The organism is Streptomyces sp. NPDC052036 (assembly GCF_040680495.1).
Lineage (GTDB): Bacteria > Actinomycetota > Actinomycetes > Streptomycetales > Streptomycetaceae > Streptomyces.
This window is the reverse complement of sequence record NZ_JBFAWW010000036.1, coordinates 29,011-45,455: the sequence shown is the minus strand read 5'-3', so window position 1 is coordinate 45,455 and position 16,445 is coordinate 29,011. Positions and strand designations below refer to the sequence as shown.

The window sequence follows — 16,445 nt, the reverse complement described above, 5'->3', positions numbered from 1 at the left end:
CCGCACATCCAACCGCCGGACCTGCCACCCCGGCGAACCTTCCCGGTCACAGCACTAGACTTCAGACCATGTCGTTCTCCGGCGAGCTCTCCCCCTCCCCCAGCGCCACCGTCGTGCCCACCGGTCAGCGAGCCTCGCGGCGGATGATCCCCCTAGGCCTCGTGCTCACGGCGATCAGTACCCTCGTTCTGTTCGGCGGCATAGGGGTGGCCGCCGGATTCGGGGACGGTGAGCCGAACCCGAAGGGGATCGGGGGAATCGTCATCGGGCTCTTCATGGGCTTCGTCGGCGTCACCAGCCTGATCACCGCCTGGGCCGCTCGGCACTCCAGCGTGAGCGTGGACCAGACGGGGCTGTGGGTCAGCAACGGCAAGGCGCGGAACGTCATCCCCTGGCAGAGCCTCGCCGGAGTCGGGTTGCACTGGTGCAAGGTCGGCAAACGCGGCGTGAAGATCTACTCCATCGAGCTGTGCCCCAACGCCCCCGTCGACCGCGACGACCCGGTCCTGTGGCCCCTGGTCCGCGACGAGGAACCGCTGCACGCCACCCTCCCGCGACTGCGCTACCGCCTGCCCGTCCCCGCGAGTTCCCGGGTAGCCCTGGTCACAGCCATCCAGCAGCAGGTCCCCCAGCTCTGGTTCGGGGAGACCGAGCGTCAGGCCGGATACGTGGGCGTTCCGGACAGCAAGGGGCACCGGGAGCGTACGCGCGGATCCTCACGCTGAGGAACCGGTGTCGGGGCGCATCCTCGCGCACGCCGGTCCGGGGCGCCCGGCAGAAGGCAGTCACTCCCGAGGCCCAGCGCTGAGCCTCACCGCCGAGCCTCACCGCCGAACGGCCGCCCGCCCCGGCCGGAGATGCCCACCGGCGCGTCCCGCTCCGCACGTTCGCGGTCCAGCTCCGCCTGCTGCCGCGCGTCCCAGTCCGCGAACTGGGCCTGGGACTGCCGGCGTTCGGCGTACGTCTGGTCATCGGCGGCCCGGCGGATCTCGTGGAGCCGCCGGTAGACGGCCTCGGTGTAGCGCGGGTCCTGGAAGGCGTCCTTGACGTCGACGCGACCGCTCAGCACCGCACGCGCCATGTCACGCAGGGTCGGGTCGAGCGATGCCGCGTCGGCGACGGTACGCAACGAGCGGTGCAGCCGCAGGGCCTGCTCGGGGTCCTGGGCGACCCCCATGAGTTCCTCGTCCTGGATCTCCCGGTCCGCGGTCATGGATCCGGCATGTCCTTCCTGTCGACCCTGTCGACGGTGTGAGAGGTGAAGACGGGTGAAGTCGGTAATGACGGTGAGGGCACAAAGGCGCTGAAGGATTGGGGGCGTTGAAGGCCCGAAGGCGCTGAAGGCATAAGGGCGTTGAAGGCCCGAAGGCGCTGAAGGCGTAGGGACGTTGGAGACGCAGGGGGCGGTGGGGGATGCAGGACCGGTGAAGGCATAGGGGCGTTGAAGTCGGGAGACGCGGCGAACGAGGGAACACCCGCAAGAGCCGTGAACCCGGCGAGCGGCCGCGCCGACGTCAGCCGAACTCGCTTCGAGCCCACTCCTGCGCGCCCCCCGTGCTGCCCGAGGATCGGGAGCCGCCCGCGGAGGCAGTGGCCGGGGCCCTGTTGGACGCCTGGGCCGTGCGCGAGGGGCCGGAAGCCTCCGCGGAGGCGGTGTCCGCAGCGCCGTCGGACCCCTCCGTCGCTTGGGCGCCATGTCCGGAAAGCGCGTCGACACCCCGCTGTGCCCGATCCCCGATCGCCCCGGTGACCTTCTCCGTCGCGCTGTCCACGGTGTTGTCCACGTGCCCCGACACGTCCGTGTAGTCGGCGAAGGTCGAGCCCTCACCCCCGGTGACCTCGTTCTTGAGGTCGTCCACGTACTCGCCGGCCGCCGTCTTGGCGACGTCCGCCGTCTCTCCGAGGTCGATGCCCGAACGTGCGTCGAAGTAGGTCTCGATGCTCTGCTGACCGACGTTCTGCGCCATACCGATGGCGGCCTCTTTGGCCTTGTCCTTGGCGGCGTCGACCACCTTTTCCTGGACGAACTGCTTGGCCTGCTCCTTGATCTGCTCCTTGGCGTACTGCTTGATCTTCTCCTTGGTGACCTTCTCGAGCTGCTCCTTGGCGATCTTCTTGAGGGCGTCCATGGAAGCGTGCTCCATGGCCTTGGTGATCGCCTCCATGACCTCCTTCTTGAGTTTCTCCAGCAGCTCCCGGACGACCACCCGGGCGGCCTGCGTCGCACCCAGCCCGCCGATCTCGGAGAGTCCGAAGGTGAAAGGGGCCGCCGCCTGCGCCGCGATGATCTCCACGGCCAGAGCGACGAGCTGGGCGATCACGGCGAGCTTCGCCGTGAGGACCGCCAACGCGGCCGCGTCGAAGGCGAGGGCGATCACTTCGCACGCGGTCTTCGCGTCCGGGATGTATCTGTCCTCGCCGTTCGCGCCGGTATAGGCGCCCCAGGCCTTGCTGAATCCGTCGACGGCCGAGCCCATATTGCTCGCGATGACGGTGCCGGCGAAGCGTTCGCCCTGCGCCTGGATCTCTTCGAGTTCCGCACCGAAATTCCGCCAGGTCTCCGCGACCTCATGAAGTGCTTCTTCGTCGACCTCGGGCCAGGAATAGCCAAGAAGGTCGAGCACCCAGACAAGCTCGCTGGGCAGTGTGAGCGACATGCCAATAGCCCCGTTGTTTTTCTTACAGTTGGCGGGAAATCCCGTTCAGCAGAACATCGTTGGACGCGTCCGCTCCGTCGTAGCTACGCGCCATGTCCTGCAAGTTGTGCCCGATCTGCTCGAGCCGTTTCGCAAGACTGCCCATCGATGTCAGGATTCCGTCGCGAATCGGCGTGTAGACCTGGCCGAAGACTTCCCCGAAGTCCGCGTCCTCCCAGGGCTCTCCAAGCCCTTCGAGGGTGTCCCCGAGCCGCTTGGAGGCATTCGAGAAATCACCCCCGAGGTCGACGAAGTTCCCCCCTTGGTTGCGGAGCACAGCAGTGTCCACGTCGAAGGTCCCGAACTCCATTGCGCTCCCCCGTAGTTCACTTGTCGCAGTTCATATAGGACGACAGACCGATACCCTAGACTCCTCGCGCACGACCCAGCGAATCCGCTGGTCAAGAGAACGTCAAGTTCCCAGGGGGACGACCGACAGTGGTGACAGCACAGCCGCGTTACGGCAGCACAGGGAGCCTGTGGGCGGGCAGACTCCTCGGACTGGGACTGCTTCTCCTGGCGGCGGTCGTCGCCGCGGTGACCATTCCGGAACTGCGCAGCGAACTCGCCGGTGAAGGCACCGACGGAACCCTCACGGTTTCTTCATGCGAAACACACACGAAGACCCACTACGGCACGCACAGGCGCACCACGGAACTCAAGTTCAGCTGCACGGGAAACTGGACCGCACAACACGGCGGGGCCGCCTACCAAGACGTAGAGGTGAACACCTCATCGCGTCTTGAAACCGGGGCGAAAATCCCCGTGGTGCACGTGGACAATACTTTCGAGCAGCCGCAGGACCGGAACCCCGGACGCGACGCGGGGATTCTCGCGCTCTGCCTCTCCTTGACGGCATTCGGCATCTACTGCCTCCTCACCGGATTCGGCACTCGCAACGGCCCCGGTTTGGCGGCCTCCTGGCAGCGCCTGCCGGCCCCCACTGTCACCGGCCCTCTTCTGGGCGGCATTTTCGCCCTGGGCATCCTGGCGGCGCTCGTCTGCGCACTCGCCCTGTGACGCCCGCATCCATTCTGAGGAACCCTCAATGACACAAGTACACGGGAACGCAGCGACGAACGCCACCGCGCCGGGAGAGCGCACGGGTCTCGGCCGCCTCATCGGCGCAGGCCTGATCCTCGTAAGCCTCGTGCTCCTGGCCCTCGGCGCCTTCCTCGGCCCCTATCGCTACGCCACCTCCACGCCCGGCAAGCTCACCGTCCAGACCTGCACCGTCGACTACAAGTACCGCTCCAGCACATCGAGCAGCTCACGGAAGCGGACCAAGACCAGGTGGTGCTACGGCACTTTCACCGCCGCCGACGGCAGCGCCAAGGACCTCAACGCCGAGCTCAAGAGCGACGCCCTGTACCCGCGCGGCCACGTCATCGAGGCGCGCAAGTCCGGCGACACCTCCTACCAGCAGGACCACGGCTGGGTCGGCGCCATCGCCGTCGGCTGCGCATGGTGGTTCGCCGCCCTGGTCCCCCTCGCCATCGGCCTCTTCTTCACCGCCACCGGCTTCGCCTTCGGCGGCCCCTCCGACGTCCACCGCGCCGGCCAGGCAGCGAGCCAGGGCCTGCTCCGTACCATCTACGTACTGACCGCGACAGGCGTGATCGGCTTCGTCATCAGCATGCTGGTGATGTTCTTCGCGTGAGAAACACCCCGGCGCCTCTCCAGGAAATCGAGGGACGCCGGGGTCGATGTGCTCGCGGACTCCTTCCCTGACAACCCAGCTCGGCGTTGGCGGCCTCGAGGTGCAGCGCCATGCCGCTCGCCGAACTTCCAGCCGAAACCAGCCGGTTGTGCCTAGCCCAGCACCGTCAGCACATCTCGAAACGTCGATGGTTGCGAGCGGCCAAAAAGACAGCCCGGTACGAGCTGGTCTTCGCCGATTCCGTTGCCCACCACGCTCGTCCACTTCGGCCGTGGCATACCAACAGATACGGCGTGGTGGCCGGTTCGGTGTGGATCACTCCGTCATTGCCCGGAAGCCCGGTCGCCGGCATCCGACTCCGCCGTCCTGCGACAGGACCACCCATTCCCGCAAGGATGGGAGATTCGCCCAGCAGCGCAAGGCTCACGTGCAGCCAACGATGGCCGACCGCCTCACCAGCCGCCGCCGGCGGCGCAGTTCGTTGCGCGCACCTCGACAGCAGAAGCACATCGATGAGGAGGTCCCGGACTCGCCCTACAGGGGTCATGACTCCCCCTGGCGCCTCATACTTACAGTTGCCAGCCACGGGCTTGGTGCGGCGCTGACGTACCTCGCTTGCCTCTGCCTCGCTCCTCCTGCCGTTCAGCTTGCTCCCGGTCAATCTCCTGCTGGTACTCGTCCAGTTGCCGCAGGCCCTGAGCTTCTGCGGCGCTGCGTTCTTCAGCGCTCATCTGCTCGTAGGCGCGCATCCCCGTCCGGGCCCTGTCCTGCAACGCTTCTCGGTAGGCTCCCGTCCGCATCGCCTGGCGCAGCCCGACCCGGCCGGCGAGGACTTCCCGGGCCATCTCCCGCAGCGTCTCGTCTTTACTGTCGGCCAGCCTCTGCAACGACTTACGCAAGGCCCGGGCCCGAGCAGGATCCTTGGCGATGTCGAGGAATTCCTCGTCTCCGACCTCGTGTTCGTCCATGCGCGCTGCTCCTCGCGAGGGGTTTACCGGACGGCGCTAGAGTAGCCGACGGTGATGAAGCGGCCGTGCGACGACGGGGTGAGGGATGACGTTCGAGGTCAAGCCGGAGGACCTGGATGGGTACAGCCGTCAGGTGGGGCGCGCGGCTGAGGACATGCACCAGGCACAGGAGTACATCAAGAAGTACGGCGACATGGGTGCCCTCACCGGGCAGGGGCTGTTCCTGTGGGCGACCGGCATGCACTCCCAGGCGATGGATGGGGTCAGTGACGTGGTCACCCGACTCCATACTCTCCTGGCCGCCAGCGCCAAGGAGCTGTCGAAATCCGCAGGGTACTACCGGACAACCGACCAGGACCAGGCATCCAAGCTGGACGCCACATACCCGCCGAGCAAGCGCTAACCCACCTGGAGCCTCATTCGCATGAGTTTCGCAGACACTGTCGAGCCCGTCGGCCATCTCAAAACCCCCAGCACGCCTGCTGAATTCTCCAAGGGAATTGTCGGTGACACCGTAAGTACGGTGAGCGACTTCCTGAGCCCCAGCGAGTGGGCACTGGCGACAATTCAGTTCGTCTTCGGCTTTAACCCCTTGGAAGACGCCATCGCATGGTTCACCGGCGACTGGGAGTCGTATGTGAAATGCGGCGAGATGTGGGCCAACACCGCAGCGTTCGCCACCGACATAGCCACGAATCTGAGGTCGGGCAACAGGGAGCTGGATGCGACCTGGAACGGCAACGCCGCTGATTCCGCCTATGTCTACTTTGAAGAATTGGCGAAGAAGATCGGCTCGCTCGGAGGCGACCTGAAGGCGCTTCAGGGCGCTTACAAGGAGGTCGGCCTCGCTGTGGCCAGGGCCGCCGACCTCATCAAGGGCTTGCTCGAGCAGCTAGCGGATGAGGCAATCATCGCGGAGGTCGAACTCAGTGCGGGCACACTGCTGGCCGAGACGGGCGTGGGTGCCATCATGGGCTATGCGGCTGCTGCTCTGGAAATCGCCGAAATGATCAAGACGTGGGGACGCGCGACCGAAGCCTACAGCGCTGCCCAGAACGCTGTGGATGCGGCGACAGCCGCTGCTGGAGTGGTAGTCGGCAGGATCAGCGTCGCTCTGCAGAGTTTCCCTGAGCCGGGGCAGAGCTACGACAATCCTGCGGTGTAGCCGCTACTAGGTCAGTAGCCAGGCCAGCAGCGTCAGTAGGAGGCAGAGGCCAGAGCCGGCGAGGCCTGCGCGGACAAGCCACCTGCGCACCGCGCCTGCCCGTGTGCCTGATACCGCCCGGGAAATCATGGCTACCTGCATGCCGCTGCGGGGGCACATGCCTGTGACAGCGAATGACATGCCGAATGCCGCTACGAGCCAGCCGAGGAAGAACAGCGCGATCCATCGGGTCGTCTCACCGAAGCCGACCCGCACATACGAGCCGCCAGCCTGCTGCACGGAAACCTTGCTACCCGGCTTCACCTTCGCCCGGATGCTCGCCTCGTCGTCAACGACCTTGTCGTCGTCGGATCGGAAGGTACCTCCACACACCGTGGTGTCACTGGAGCTGCGGCTACCTTGTTTGACCCAGCAATGCTCAACGGCCAGAGTGCCGTGGGTACCGGCGACGCCGGCTGCGTGGGCCGCGTTGTAGACGCCGAACCCGGAGATCACGAGGGCAAGAACGAAGAACAGCCCTCCCAAGGCGCGGCCCATGATGCCGGGCTGAGGGAGCGATGCAGTTGGTGCGAGCGGCGTCAAATCCGGCTGCCTCACTACGCGCCCTCTCCCATGTCAGACCTCTCAACCAGCTCTCGGTCATACCTCAAGCTGTTCGCCGCCGTCGACTCCACACATGCGCGGATCGCATCGGGCTCCTTCATACTGCCTAAGTAAACCAGGACGCCGACCGGGATCTGCGGGCCCGGAGGGGGCTGCCCGTCTTGGAGCTGGGGTTAGACCTGCCGACATCACCCAGACCAATGACGCCATGCCGGCGGCTTCGAGACGCATGGCGGCTCATCGGTCCGGGGTGTCGACATGGAGGCTGAGTAGCCGAGGGGGGTCTCACCCCTCGGCCCTCAACCCTCATAGATCCGTACGTGACGACCTCTCGTCATGCGGCACCCGTCGCACTGGGCGCCCCGCCGCAGCGCCAGAAGCAGTCCGCTGATCACCATCGACAACCCCACGCCGTCGGCCCCTGGACCGGTCAGCCACATCCCCTGTTCCGGACCAGCATGAGTGGTCTTCGGGTGTACCCACGGGAGAGGTGAGGCCGCAGCTTTCACTGCGGCAGCGGCGTCGGCCCGTACCCGAGGAGGGCATTCCACCCGCCCGGCGGGTGGCGGGCGGTCCTGGTGAGGATCGCGCGCGTCTGGGCCCGGAGTGAGCTTGGGATTGTGGGAGAGCATCAGCGCCACGACATCTGAGACGAGCGCAGCCGCCGACGACGTACCGTCGATCGGCTCGAAGCCGCCCGTGTTCTTCGCGCTCTTGATGTCCACACCGTGGGCGGCCACCTCGTTGTACGTGCACGGTTGAGAACTCGGCGCGAGCTCCGTCCTATTTGGTCGCGGCGACAGCGATGACGCTTGCATAGCCAGCGGGAGCCGAGGACTAGTTGAGCTCGCTTTCGCCGTTGCGGGCCGCCGCGAGAAGGGGCACCCCACGGCTCACCGCATAGCCGATGGCTGCGGCGACGTCCTCGTTCTAGAAGTACCCGACATTGCTGGTCCCAAGAGACATCGAGATCACATTGACGCTGTGATCCACCGCGTACAAGATTCCCTTTGCGTTGGGACCCCCGGCAATGGCTCCACGGCCGCCGACGTCAGGACCGCCTCGGCGGGCCTCGCCTGCTCCCATGAGCAGAGACAGCAGGACAGAGAGCTCAGTAGGCGGGAAGTACCATGCCGAAAGCGCCCAAGACCCCGACTGCGTGCGGCAGGATCAGGGCCAGGCCACCGATGCTGCGCCCTGTGACAGACGTCCCATGCGTACCTGTTGTGCTTTCAGCACCTCACGACAGGGTCGCCACCGTTGAGCTCGTCACGTGGTTCTCCGCCCCCGCCCGAAGTCGCTGCGTGTCCAGACGGCCATGCTCTCTGTCTCGGTTTATTCACGGCTCAACATCCAATTGCGCGGTCAGCGGCCCGATGTGCGCTGATCACCGGCTACGCCGCGGCCCGCTTGGCGTAGCGGTCCTCGTTCAAGGCAACACCACCGACCGCACAAGCTCCGAGGAAACCAACGATCCCGGCCGCCCAGCGCCATCCGGTGGGCACGTCGAACGTCAGCAAAGCAGCACAGGTGATGACGACGGCGCAGGTCTGCAACGCCAACGGCTCGATGCAAAAGGGCCAGTAGGAGCGCGGATCGAACAGCCGAAGCGGTCGGTCCTCCTGTGGACCAGGATTCAGCTTCTCCACAGACACCGCGCTGTCGTTCAACGAACGTGTCTGGTCAACACTGATCATTCCGTGCACCACCAAGCCGTTGTCGAATACCATCGCTGCAGGCGTTGTACTCGGAGCGAGCCGCGCGCGCACCGATGTGCGTCCCAGCAAAGCCACAATTGCTGACCCACCAACACCTCGGGCAGGCCGTTCTCGCCTGTAGCTGTGTAGAAGCGCGCCCGTCCGGCATCCGTGCTGATCTCCAGGTGCTTGCCCCTGATCGGTGATCCTTTCTTCTCTGTATCGAAGTGTCCACCAACTCGGGTGTAGGCGCCCCGAATAGCCTTGTCCCTCTTGCCCAGCCGTGAAAACGCCCGAAAACCGTGTTTGGCCGACAGGTGATTCGCGACCGGGACCAAACTGAGCACCATCACGACGACAAAGAACCAGCGCATGTACGAGGGCATCGACTGCCCACGTAGCTGCCAGCCAAGGCTGCGCTCGTCCTCGGCCACCGCTCCGAGCCGCGGTTGGGAGGGCGCATACAGCACCTTCACCGGGTCACCGGGGCTCACGCGCTGGTATGTCGTTGGCTTGACCGTTGTCGACACCGGCTTGCCGCCGGCTTCCACCGGTAGTTGGACGACCACCGTCGCCGTATAGGGGTCCTTGCCTCTGGAGGGCTTTTGCCGGACATCGCTGACCTTCTCCGCCCGTGCAACGCCGAACTCGGCTCCGGCCGAATAGATGCGCTGCACCCGATCCGGCCTTTGCGGCGCCCCAGCAGCCAAGGCCACGATCCCCACAAGCACGGAGGGGACCACGATTCCCCAGGCAAGGCTTCGAAGCTGCGAGCCTCGCCTAGAAGGGATGCTCCGTGGCACAGGCACGGGCCCCGCGGTCCAGCCACGCACCTCGTCCGCAGCTTCAGCACACACAGTTGCGGCGACTTCTCCGTACGGCCTCCGGCCTCCTGACGACTTTCGCTGCAACGCGATCATCACGACACAGATGAGCAAACAGCCCAGCGACGCCAGGACCAGTCGCTGCCGTAGATCTGGAACCGTACCGAACAGCCACAGCCACAGCCACAGCACGGGCGTCGCTGCCGTCAGCCCCAGGCCGGTACACCACGCACCGACCCTGGAGAACGCCTTGAAAGGAGTACGAATCACTTCCGCGCGCCCCCTCACCCAAAATCCTCGCAGATCCGGTCCATTGCCGATCTGTGGTCACCCCCGACGCCTCTCCGGGCGTCTGTTTGCGCCCCTTTCACGCTCTTGTCCACCCCGTCGAACCCGTCTTTCGCGGTGTCCGCGGAAACGCCCCCCGCTACCGGCTTGGCGGAGCCGAAGGCGACGTCGGTGCCGACCTGTTGGTGCTCCGGTCGGTCCCCGCCGCAGGCGAAGTCGTTGTCGTTTCTCAGGCCTCGAGCCATGTCACCGAAGCCCCTGTCGACCGCCCTAGCACCGCCACCGAGTCCGCAGGCCGTGCTTCCGGTGACAGCGGTGACGGCCTCTTGCCTGATATCGACATCCTCACCCTTGTGTAGGGAATCCAGATAATCTCCGAGACCCCTGCAGCTGCACCGCCGACCATCCCACCGGCAAACCCCTTGCCACCGACCGCGGTCACGGCTTTGCGCGCGGCAGTACCGGCGGTCGCACCGATGACAACTACAGCTGCGACTCCGCTCCGGCACTGCCGATAATGCCGGGGATACCCAAGCGCCGGACCCATGATCGCCTGCGTGGCAAGGTGGCTACCCTGTTCGCCGCTCTGAACGTGGCCACCGACGAGGCGAAAGGACCGCTGCACCGCCGCCACCGGGCAGTGGACTTCAAGAAGTTGCTGACTAAGTCGGAAAGGAAGGGTCCCACTGATCCCGCTGTCCGTCTGACCTGTGGCAACTACCCGACCCACAAGACCGGGTGTTCCAGAAGTGACCGCTGGACTATCCCCGGTACCGCATGACTCTGACTCCCGACCGGCGTGTCCTGGCTCAACCAGCCCGACCGCCAGTTCGCCTTTTCGACAGACGAGCGGATACGGCGAGTGGTGCACAAAGCCGCCGAGGTATTCGAGAAGGATATCTGCGACAGGACCAAGTGCTGGAACGACGATCCCCCTTTGCCTGGACGAGGGCGCCACCGCCTCATCGGATATTTTCAGCGAACTCAGGCCTCAGGACACTTGGACGCAAGCGACTCTACGACGTTTGCGACCAAGCCCAGGACGCCCACAGCGGCGCAGTCGACGACACCGAGGCCCACCCACACGGCCGCCTTCTCACGCCGCGAAGGCTCCGGACTCCGTTTCGGCTTCCTCGACGTGGCGGGCCTGACCACCAGGTACGCGATCCAGCCGAGGGCGGCCACGGCAAACCCGACCTGCCACAACTCGTCTACGACGCCCCGGATCCCGGTCCGCTGAATCGTCTCTGGCGCAAGTCCCTGCCGCGCATCGAACTCGGTGCCGTCCGGGTAGTTGTGCCCGGTGTAATCAAGGTGCACATAAACGGCATCGGCGGCGCTGCCGCCGTGCGGTGTGAAGTACCTGTAGCAGTCGTACTTGGAGTGATTACGTCGGTAGTCGGTGTCGTGGCAGCTCTCCACCCTGTAGATGCCCGGGACGCCGTAGACGCCCATGGCAAGGGCAAGATCGGCAGTCGAGGTGACGGCCCAGAAAGCGGCGATGAACGCGGCGATGCCGCCGGAAATCCAGAGGATCAATCGAGTCACGGGGCGTCTGGAGCGGGTGTTGGTCATGCGGAGAGAACTCCGGACACAGATGTGCGGGTGGAGAAGCTTGGAAGGGCGTGCAGAGCATGCCCTTCCCGAAGCGATGTGGCTCCTACTCCTACTGCCCGCCATACGGGGGTTGTTGAGTGTAGGGGTTGGGATGCTGCGGGGACTGTCCCGGCGCAGTGCCGTACCCCTGGTGGGGAGCAGTGTTGGAGTACGGCTGTTGGGCGGTCGGGTGGGTGGGGTGCTGGGGCGGGTAGCCCATACCCTGAGGAGGGATTCCGCCGCCGGAGCCAGGTCCGTTGCCACGGCGGTTCCGCCGACTGCGGATGACAGCAAAAGCCACGGCGGCCACGACCACGACGGCTGCGATGCCGACGATGAGGAGGACGCCTCCAGAAGAGGAACTCTTCTCCCTGCTCGCCTGGTTCGTGCTGTCACTGCCCTTGGATGCGGAGCCGGAGTTCGCCGACGTTGACGCCTGGGCGAGAGGCCCTTCCTTGGGGCCGGCGGGGATGTTCATCGTCAGCGCCTTGTACGGACGGATGATCCCATATCCGTACTCCTCGTCGGGTGTCTTCTTGACATCGTGGTTAAGGAAGGTTGCCGACTTGATGAGGCGGTTGATGACCTGGCCTGCGGTGAGGTTGGGGTACTTGGCTCGGACGAGGGCCGCGGTGGCCGAGACATACGCGGCAGCGTCGGACGTACCCGTCCCCTCTGAATAGCCACTGGGCTGTGAAGGGTCAGCTTCCACGATTTTGACACCGGGAGCGGTGAGTGTCACCCCAGCACCGTAGTTTGAGTTATCCCAGAGGTTCAAAGACTGGTCAACTGCACCTACGGCTACCACGCCTGGCAGCTTTCCCGGATAATCTACTTCGGCGCTTCCATCATTTCCGGTAGACGCTACGACAACGACATCTCGCCGCTGGGCGTACTCAATCGCCTTCGCTCCCTCAGAACCAGGACGAGCGAGTGAGTCCTTGAACGACAGGTTGATCACCGAGGCGCCGTGATCCACTGCGTAACGAACACCAGCCGGCCACAGCTCATTTACATCTTCGCTGCTATTTCCAGCCTTGATCGGGAGAATTTTTGCTTTCGGTGCCAAGCCAATAACACCCGAGGAGTAACCCGCCCCGTGCCCGTGACCAGCGATGATACTCGCCATGCCAGTGCCATGGCCGTTGGTGTCACGATGCGGATCTTCGTCACTTCCAGTGACATTCTTTCCAGGTAGAACCTGCCCGACCAGATCGGGGTTACTGGCGTCTACTCCCGTGTCGATGACTGCAACCGTGACGCCCTGGCCCCGTGACTCCGCCCAAACTTTCTCGAAGTTCATAACACCAATGACCCACTGCTTGTCGCGGATGTAATCCGCTGAAGCATTGGGGGCAGAAGTGAGGAGCAAGGCTCCTGTCAGCGCCACGACTCCCGTCGCGGACGACACTTGTTTGAAACCCATTTCCTTGCTCCTCACTCAGCTACGGCCGACTACGCCAGCCTAGGTGGGCAGACTCCGGCTCTCCGCCCACCCCGCTTGGATGCCTACTCGATCGTGCGCGGTACGTTGCGGTTGAGGTCCTCTTCCGAGATCCAGGTCTCTTCGTCCTCGACCAGGTAGTCGGGACGCTCGTTCCCAGCGCTCTCTTCCTCGGACCGTCGGCCGTTGCGGCCGCCAGCACCGCCCGCCATGGCACCGCGCTGAGATCCACCGCGGCTGCCGTGAAGGCCCGCGCCGCCACCGCCCTTGCCGGTGACTCCCTTTGCTGCACCGACCACACCGCCACGAGCGCGCGCGAGGGCACCACGGCCGCCGAGGCCGGCACCGCCTCGGCCACCGGCACCAGCTCCACCGGCGCCCATACCGCCCATGCCGGTCCGGCCGCCAGCGCCGCGACCAGCTGCCGCGCCGCCACCAGTCAGACCACTACGTCCACCGGCAAAGCCGACTCCGCTGCGTCCAAGGTTGGATGCTCCGCCTGGAGCCACAATGTCCGGGGACTGGACGCCGCCTGCACCGATGCCACCGACGCTGCCTCCGCCGAATCCGCCGGTTCCAGGGCCGGAACCCGGAGTCGGGAGTAGGGAGATGCCGTCCACCTTGGTCTTGACAGTCGGAAGCTCCGAGCCTCCCTTGATGCCCCGGTCTTGAGGAACCGGCAGACCTCCCGGGATGCCCTCGTCTCCGGGACCCGCGGGGGCCGGCTTGATGCTGGTTGTGGGGCCAGCGCTCCAAGGCCTATTGGCCGCTCGCCCTGTACCCGGCCCCGCAGGTGAAATGCTGGGGGGTGTAATTGGGGGAGGCATCGTGCCGTCGTGTCTCGGAGGAGTGACGCCTTCTCGATCGTTCTGCCAGGCGTTGTTACCAAGGTTCTTCGAGTAGACCTGGTAGTTGGCCGCCAGATTCTCCATCACTGCAACGGCCTGCAGCTGCCGCTCCTTGGTGAGAGACAGGTTCTTCTCGTTCGCCTTGGCGACCGTGTCCGCGCTGACGCCTGCGGCGAGGTCCTTTTTCATCTGGGCGTCGTTGCGGCCGTCGTCGTTGAGCTTGTCGCTCGCGCGCTCAGCCAGAGAGGGTTCTTTGATCTCCTCCATCTTCGCCTTGGAGGTGTCGAGATCCTTACTGATCGCGAAGAGCTGCTCAGCCATGAAGTTGGCGTGCGCGGATCCGTTGCGGATCTGGACGCCGATGTCGCTCGCCTTGCGCCGGAAGGCGTCGGCCGCTTGGCCCTCCCAGTGCTCGAGGACATTGTCGACGGCCGTCTGGAGCAGGCCGGCGATGCTGCCCTTGGCCGGCTGCGTGTCCACACCGCCGGTCTTGCCGTCCCCGTCACCACCGGAGAGGATCTCGTGGACCTTCTTCCAGTGACCGCCAACCTCCGAGATCTTGCCGGGGTTGGAGTCCAGGATCATCTTGCGGAGGCCGTTGATCGAGTAGGACATGAAGTCCGTCTTGAGACCTGTGGGCCGTCCCCCGTGCCCCTGGTGTGCGACCTCGTCAGACTCGATGAGGCGGTCGTGTTCCTTCTGGTGTTCTGCGTTCCTCTCCTTTTCTTGATGCTCTGCGTACTGCTTGCTGGCTTCGTAGTCTCCTCTAGCGTCGGCCACAGCGAACTCCCCTCGTCAGTTCTGTTTCCGGAAAACGACCACTAAGCCAGCTGGTTCTTCTTGGAGCCACCCGAGTTGTCCCCCACGCTCCGCTTGATCTCATGTTCCTTGTCGTTGTACTTGTCTCGGACCTTCGAGGTCTTCGTGCTGAAGTCGTCTATCAACTCGTGGAGCTGCTTGATGATGCCTTCGATCTTGGTCTTCATATCGCCCTGGGCCCCGTGCAGGTCCCTGGCCTCGGTGAACCAACACGACTGGCCGAAGGCATCCATCGGGATCTCGGTGTCGTACTTCGACGTGGTGCCGGCCTTGTCCATGTCGTCCAGCAACGTCCAGAGCTTCCGGATGACCTCATCCAGTGCGCTCAGATCGACCCGCATTCCGTTGCTCATACCCCGTTGTCCTCTCCCCTGTTTCCAAATCCAAGTCTTGTCTAGCTCGGCAGGCCGGTTCGTTCGGCTCGTTTTGTGCGCCAGTCTCGTACGGCGATGCCGCTTCCTGCGGTGACGAGGACCAGGAGCAGGGTCACGCCCAGGACGTACACGGCGACCCTGCGTTCGCGGTCCGTTTCGCTTTCTCCCATCGTGACGGCCATCGGAACGACTCCTCCCGAACGGGCCGCCGCGGGCGGGTCCGGTTGGGGGGTGGTGGCCGGTGTGGAGTCGTCCGACAGGGCCGCGACCGGGTCGACCACGCCCCAGCCGGTGTAGCGGTTGGGGCCGCGGTCCGGGCGTTGGGCGGTTTGCTCGATGCGGGTGGCGATCTGGGACGCCGACCAGTTCGGGTGCTTCTGCTTGAGCAAAGCCGCGACCCCCGCGACGTACGGGGCCGCGAAGCTTGTGCCGTCGGCGGTGCACTGGCCGCCCTTCGGGACGGTGGAGACCATGCCGACGCCCGGTGCCGCGACGTCCACGAAGTCGCCCGTCTGTGAGAAGAAGGCGCGTTCGTCGTTGCGGTCGGAGGCCGCCACCGCCAGGACGCCCGGGTACGAGGCGGGGTAGGTGTTCGCGGACTTGCCGTCGGCTCCGTCGTTGCCGGCGGCCGCCACGATCAGGGCGCCCGACCGTACGGCGGCCTCGACCGCGTTACGCAGTGGCGTGTTGTCCTGCTTGTCCGCGGTGTCCGAGGAGATGTTGATGATCTTCGCGCCCTTGGCCACCGCGGCGTTGATCGCCCGGGACATGGTCTGCGAGTTGCCCTGTTTCTCCTGCGCGCCCGTGTAGCGGAAGGAGAGGATCTTGGCTTCCGGTGCGATGCCCTCGAAGCCCGTGCCCTTGATCGGGCGGGCGGCGATGATGCCCGCGACCCGGGTGCCATGCCCCTCGACGTCCTGGGTGCCGTCCGTGGAGCCGACGAAGTCGCCGCCGCCGGGGGCCATGGCGGTCCTCAGCTGCTCGTTGGAGTCGTCGACGCCGGTGTCGATCACCGCGACCGTGACGCCCTTGCCCGTCGCCTGTCCGTGCAGCTGGTCCAGGAGGATCCGCTGGAGGGACCAGGGCGTGGACTTGATGACGTCGCCGCCGAAGACGCACTCGGCGGTCGACGAGACGCCGGAGCCGGGGTCGTCGTCGGAACCGGAGTTGCCGGTGGCGAGGTGGGTGGGTGTCGCCGGGGCGGCCCCTGCCGACGGGGCCGGGGCGAGGCAGATTCCCGTGGCTGCGAGCACGCCGAAGGCCCGCCGGAGTGTGCGGGTTCCGCTCTCGCGCCTACGCGAACGGGCTGTCGTGCCCCCCATGTTCAGGCCCCCAGGGCTTGCTTGCTTCCTTCGAAGCTGGGTCATGTCGGTGTGTGTGGTGCGTCGGCACAAATGGACCCGTGCCGACTTTGTGAAGGTTCATGGCTCTTACTGTGCGCGGCCCCGAGACGGGGTCGGCCC

Annotated in this window: 18 protein-coding genes; 5 read left to right on the top strand and 13 right to left on the bottom strand. The window is 65.4% G+C overall.

Translation table 11 applies throughout. The annotated features are described in order from the left end of the window. Positions 1-68: 68 nt before the first annotated feature. The gene (locus AB0L95_RS33595) at positions 69-725 is read left to right on the top strand and encodes a hypothetical protein (protein ID WP_365168380.1); all 657 of its coding nucleotides are present in this window, start codon (positions 69-71) and stop codon (positions 723-725) included. Positions 726-811: 86 nt separating this feature from the next. On the opposite strand, the gene AB0L95_RS33590 is transcribed toward AB0L95_RS33595, so the two are convergent. From AB0L95_RS33590 to AB0L95_RS33580, 3 genes are all read right to left on the bottom strand, one after another. Next, a complete protein-coding gene (locus tag AB0L95_RS33590) occupies positions 812-1,213 on the bottom strand; it encodes a hypothetical protein (RefSeq protein WP_365168377.1) in 402 nt (133 codons plus the stop codon). A 301-nt stretch (positions 1,214-1,514) separates the two neighbouring features. Further along, positions 1,515-2,657 (bottom strand): PE-PGRS family protein, encoded by a 1,143-nt coding sequence (locus AB0L95_RS33585; RefSeq protein WP_365168375.1) that lies wholly within the window; start codon positions 2,655-2,657, stop codon positions 1,515-1,517. Positions 2,658-2,679: 22 nt separating this feature from the next. Further along, positions 2,680-3,006: a hypothetical protein gene (locus tag AB0L95_RS33580; protein WP_365168373.1), complete on the bottom strand. Its 327-nt coding sequence runs from the start codon at positions 3,004-3,006 to the stop codon at positions 2,680-2,682. 128 nt (positions 3,007-3,134) lie between these two features. Here AB0L95_RS33580 and AB0L95_RS33575 point away from each other — a divergent pair, with 128 nt between their 5' ends. Together AB0L95_RS33575 and AB0L95_RS33570 are read left to right on the top strand one after the other, a co-directional pair. Next, positions 3,135-3,716, top strand: coding sequence for a hypothetical protein (locus AB0L95_RS33575; protein ID WP_365168371.1), 582 nt, complete (start codon positions 3,135-3,137; stop codon positions 3,714-3,716). A 28-nt stretch (positions 3,717-3,744) separates the two neighbouring features. Further along, positions 3,745-4,356 carry a hypothetical protein gene (locus tag AB0L95_RS33570; protein WP_365168369.1) on the top strand — a complete coding sequence of 204 codons (612 nt, stop codon included), beginning with the start codon at positions 3,745-3,747 and terminating at the stop codon, positions 4,354-4,356. 569 nt (positions 4,357-4,925) lie between these two features. Here the strand turns inward: AB0L95_RS33570 and AB0L95_RS33565 are convergent. Beyond that, positions 4,926-5,324, bottom strand: coding sequence for a hypothetical protein (locus AB0L95_RS33565; RefSeq protein ID WP_365168366.1), 399 nt, complete (start codon positions 5,322-5,324; stop codon positions 4,926-4,928). Between the two features lie 85 nt (positions 5,325-5,409). Here AB0L95_RS33565 and AB0L95_RS33560 point away from each other — a divergent pair, with 85 nt between their 5' ends. After that, positions 5,410-5,727: a type VII secretion target gene (locus tag AB0L95_RS33560; RefSeq protein WP_365168364.1), complete on the top strand. Its 318-nt coding sequence runs from the start codon at positions 5,410-5,412 to the stop codon at positions 5,725-5,727. A gap of 21 nt (positions 5,728-5,748) precedes the next feature. Beyond that, entirely contained in the window at positions 5,749-6,489 is a 741-nt protein-coding gene (locus tag AB0L95_RS33555; RefSeq protein ID WP_365168362.1) for a hypothetical protein, read from the top strand. Between the two features lie 6 nt (positions 6,490-6,495). Here AB0L95_RS33555 and AB0L95_RS33550 read toward each other — a convergent pair whose 3' ends face one another. The 9 genes from AB0L95_RS33550 to mycP (AB0L95_RS33510) all read right to left on the bottom strand — a co-directional run bounded on the left by AB0L95_RS33550 (position 6,496) and on the right by mycP (AB0L95_RS33510) (position 16,235). Continuing rightward, a complete protein-coding gene (locus AB0L95_RS33550) occupies positions 6,496-7,071 on the bottom strand; it encodes a hypothetical protein (RefSeq protein ID WP_365168360.1) in 576 nt (191 codons plus the stop codon). 320 nt (positions 7,072-7,391) lie between these two features. After that, positions 7,392-7,910, bottom strand: coding sequence for a S8 family serine peptidase (locus AB0L95_RS33545; RefSeq protein WP_365168358.1), 519 nt, complete (start codon positions 7,908-7,910; stop codon positions 7,392-7,394). A gap of 576 nt (positions 7,911-8,486) precedes the next feature. Continuing rightward, positions 8,487-8,789, bottom strand: a complete 303-nt coding sequence (locus tag AB0L95_RS33540; protein WP_365168356.1) for a hypothetical protein — start codon at positions 8,787-8,789, stop codon at positions 8,487-8,489. After that, on the bottom strand, positions 8,786-9,466 hold the full coding sequence (locus AB0L95_RS33535) for a hypothetical protein (protein WP_365168354.1): 681 nt from the start codon (positions 9,464-9,466) through the stop codon (positions 8,786-8,788). Before AB0L95_RS33535 ends, AB0L95_RS33540 begins: the two co-directional genes overlap by 4 nt. A gap of 1,419 nt (positions 9,467-10,885) precedes the next feature. Next, positions 10,886-11,476, bottom strand: coding sequence for a hypothetical protein (locus AB0L95_RS33530; RefSeq protein WP_365168351.1), 591 nt, complete (start codon positions 11,474-11,476; stop codon positions 10,886-10,888). Positions 11,477-11,567: 91 nt separating this feature from the next. Continuing rightward, positions 11,568-12,923: a type VII secretion-associated serine protease mycosin gene (gene mycP / locus AB0L95_RS33525; protein WP_365168349.1), complete on the bottom strand. Its 1,356-nt coding sequence runs from the start codon at positions 12,921-12,923 to the stop codon at positions 11,568-11,570. A gap of 83 nt (positions 12,924-13,006) precedes the next feature. Beyond that, positions 13,007-14,569 (bottom strand): hypothetical protein, encoded by a 1,563-nt coding sequence (locus tag AB0L95_RS33520; RefSeq protein ID WP_365168347.1) that lies wholly within the window; start codon positions 14,567-14,569, stop codon positions 13,007-13,009. 41 nt (positions 14,570-14,610) lie between these two features. Next, on the bottom strand, positions 14,611-14,961 hold the full coding sequence (locus tag AB0L95_RS33515) for a hypothetical protein (protein ID WP_365168345.1): 351 nt from the start codon (positions 14,959-14,961) through the stop codon (positions 14,611-14,613). Between the two features lie 41 nt (positions 14,962-15,002). Beyond that, the gene (gene mycP, locus AB0L95_RS33510) at positions 15,003-16,235 is read right to left on the bottom strand and encodes a type VII secretion-associated serine protease mycosin (RefSeq protein WP_365168343.1); all 1,233 of its coding nucleotides are present in this window, start codon (positions 16,233-16,235) and stop codon (positions 15,003-15,005) included. Positions 16,236-16,445: the final 210 nt, after the last annotated feature.

Bases quoted from the DNA above. Each gene is read 5' to 3' on its own strand.
- AB0L95_RS33595 (WP_365168380.1), top strand. From the start codon at position 69: ATGTCGTTCTCCGGCGAGCTCTCCCCCTCCCCCAGCGCCACCGTCGTG.
- AB0L95_RS33590 (WP_365168377.1), bottom strand. From the start codon at position 1,213: ATGACCGCGGACCGGGAGATCCAGGACGAGGAACTCATGGGGGTCGCC.
- AB0L95_RS33585 (WP_365168375.1), bottom strand. From the start codon at position 2,657: ATGTCGCTCACACTGCCCAGCGAGCTTGTCTGGGTGCTCGACCTTCTT.
- AB0L95_RS33580 (WP_365168373.1), bottom strand. From the start codon at position 3,006: ATGGAGTTCGGGACCTTCGACGTGGACACTGCTGTGCTCCGCAACCAA.
- AB0L95_RS33570 (WP_365168369.1), top strand. From the start codon at position 3,745: ATGACACAAGTACACGGGAACGCAGCGACGAACGCCACCGCGCCGGGA.
- AB0L95_RS33565 (WP_365168366.1), bottom strand. From the start codon at position 5,324: ATGGACGAACACGAGGTCGGAGACGAGGAATTCCTCGACATCGCCAAG.
- AB0L95_RS33560 (WP_365168364.1), top strand. From the start codon at position 5,410: ATGACGTTCGAGGTCAAGCCGGAGGACCTGGATGGGTACAGCCGTCAG.
- AB0L95_RS33555 (WP_365168362.1), top strand. From the start codon at position 5,749: ATGAGTTTCGCAGACACTGTCGAGCCCGTCGGCCATCTCAAAACCCCC.
- AB0L95_RS33545 (WP_365168358.1), bottom strand. From the start codon at position 7,910: ATGCAAGCGTCATCGCTGTCGCCGCGACCAAATAGGACGGAGCTCGCG.
- AB0L95_RS33540 (WP_365168356.1), bottom strand. From the start codon at position 8,789: ATGATCAGTGTTGACCAGACACGTTCGTTGAACGACAGCGCGGTGTCT.
- AB0L95_RS33530 (WP_365168351.1), bottom strand. From the start codon at position 11,476: ATGACCAACACCCGCTCCAGACGCCCCGTGACTCGATTGATCCTCTGG.
- mycP (WP_365168349.1), bottom strand. From the start codon at position 12,923: ATGGGTTTCAAACAAGTGTCGTCCGCGACGGGAGTCGTGGCGCTGACA.
- AB0L95_RS33515 (WP_365168345.1), bottom strand. From the start codon at position 14,961: ATGAGCAACGGAATGCGGGTCGATCTGAGCGCACTGGATGAGGTCATC.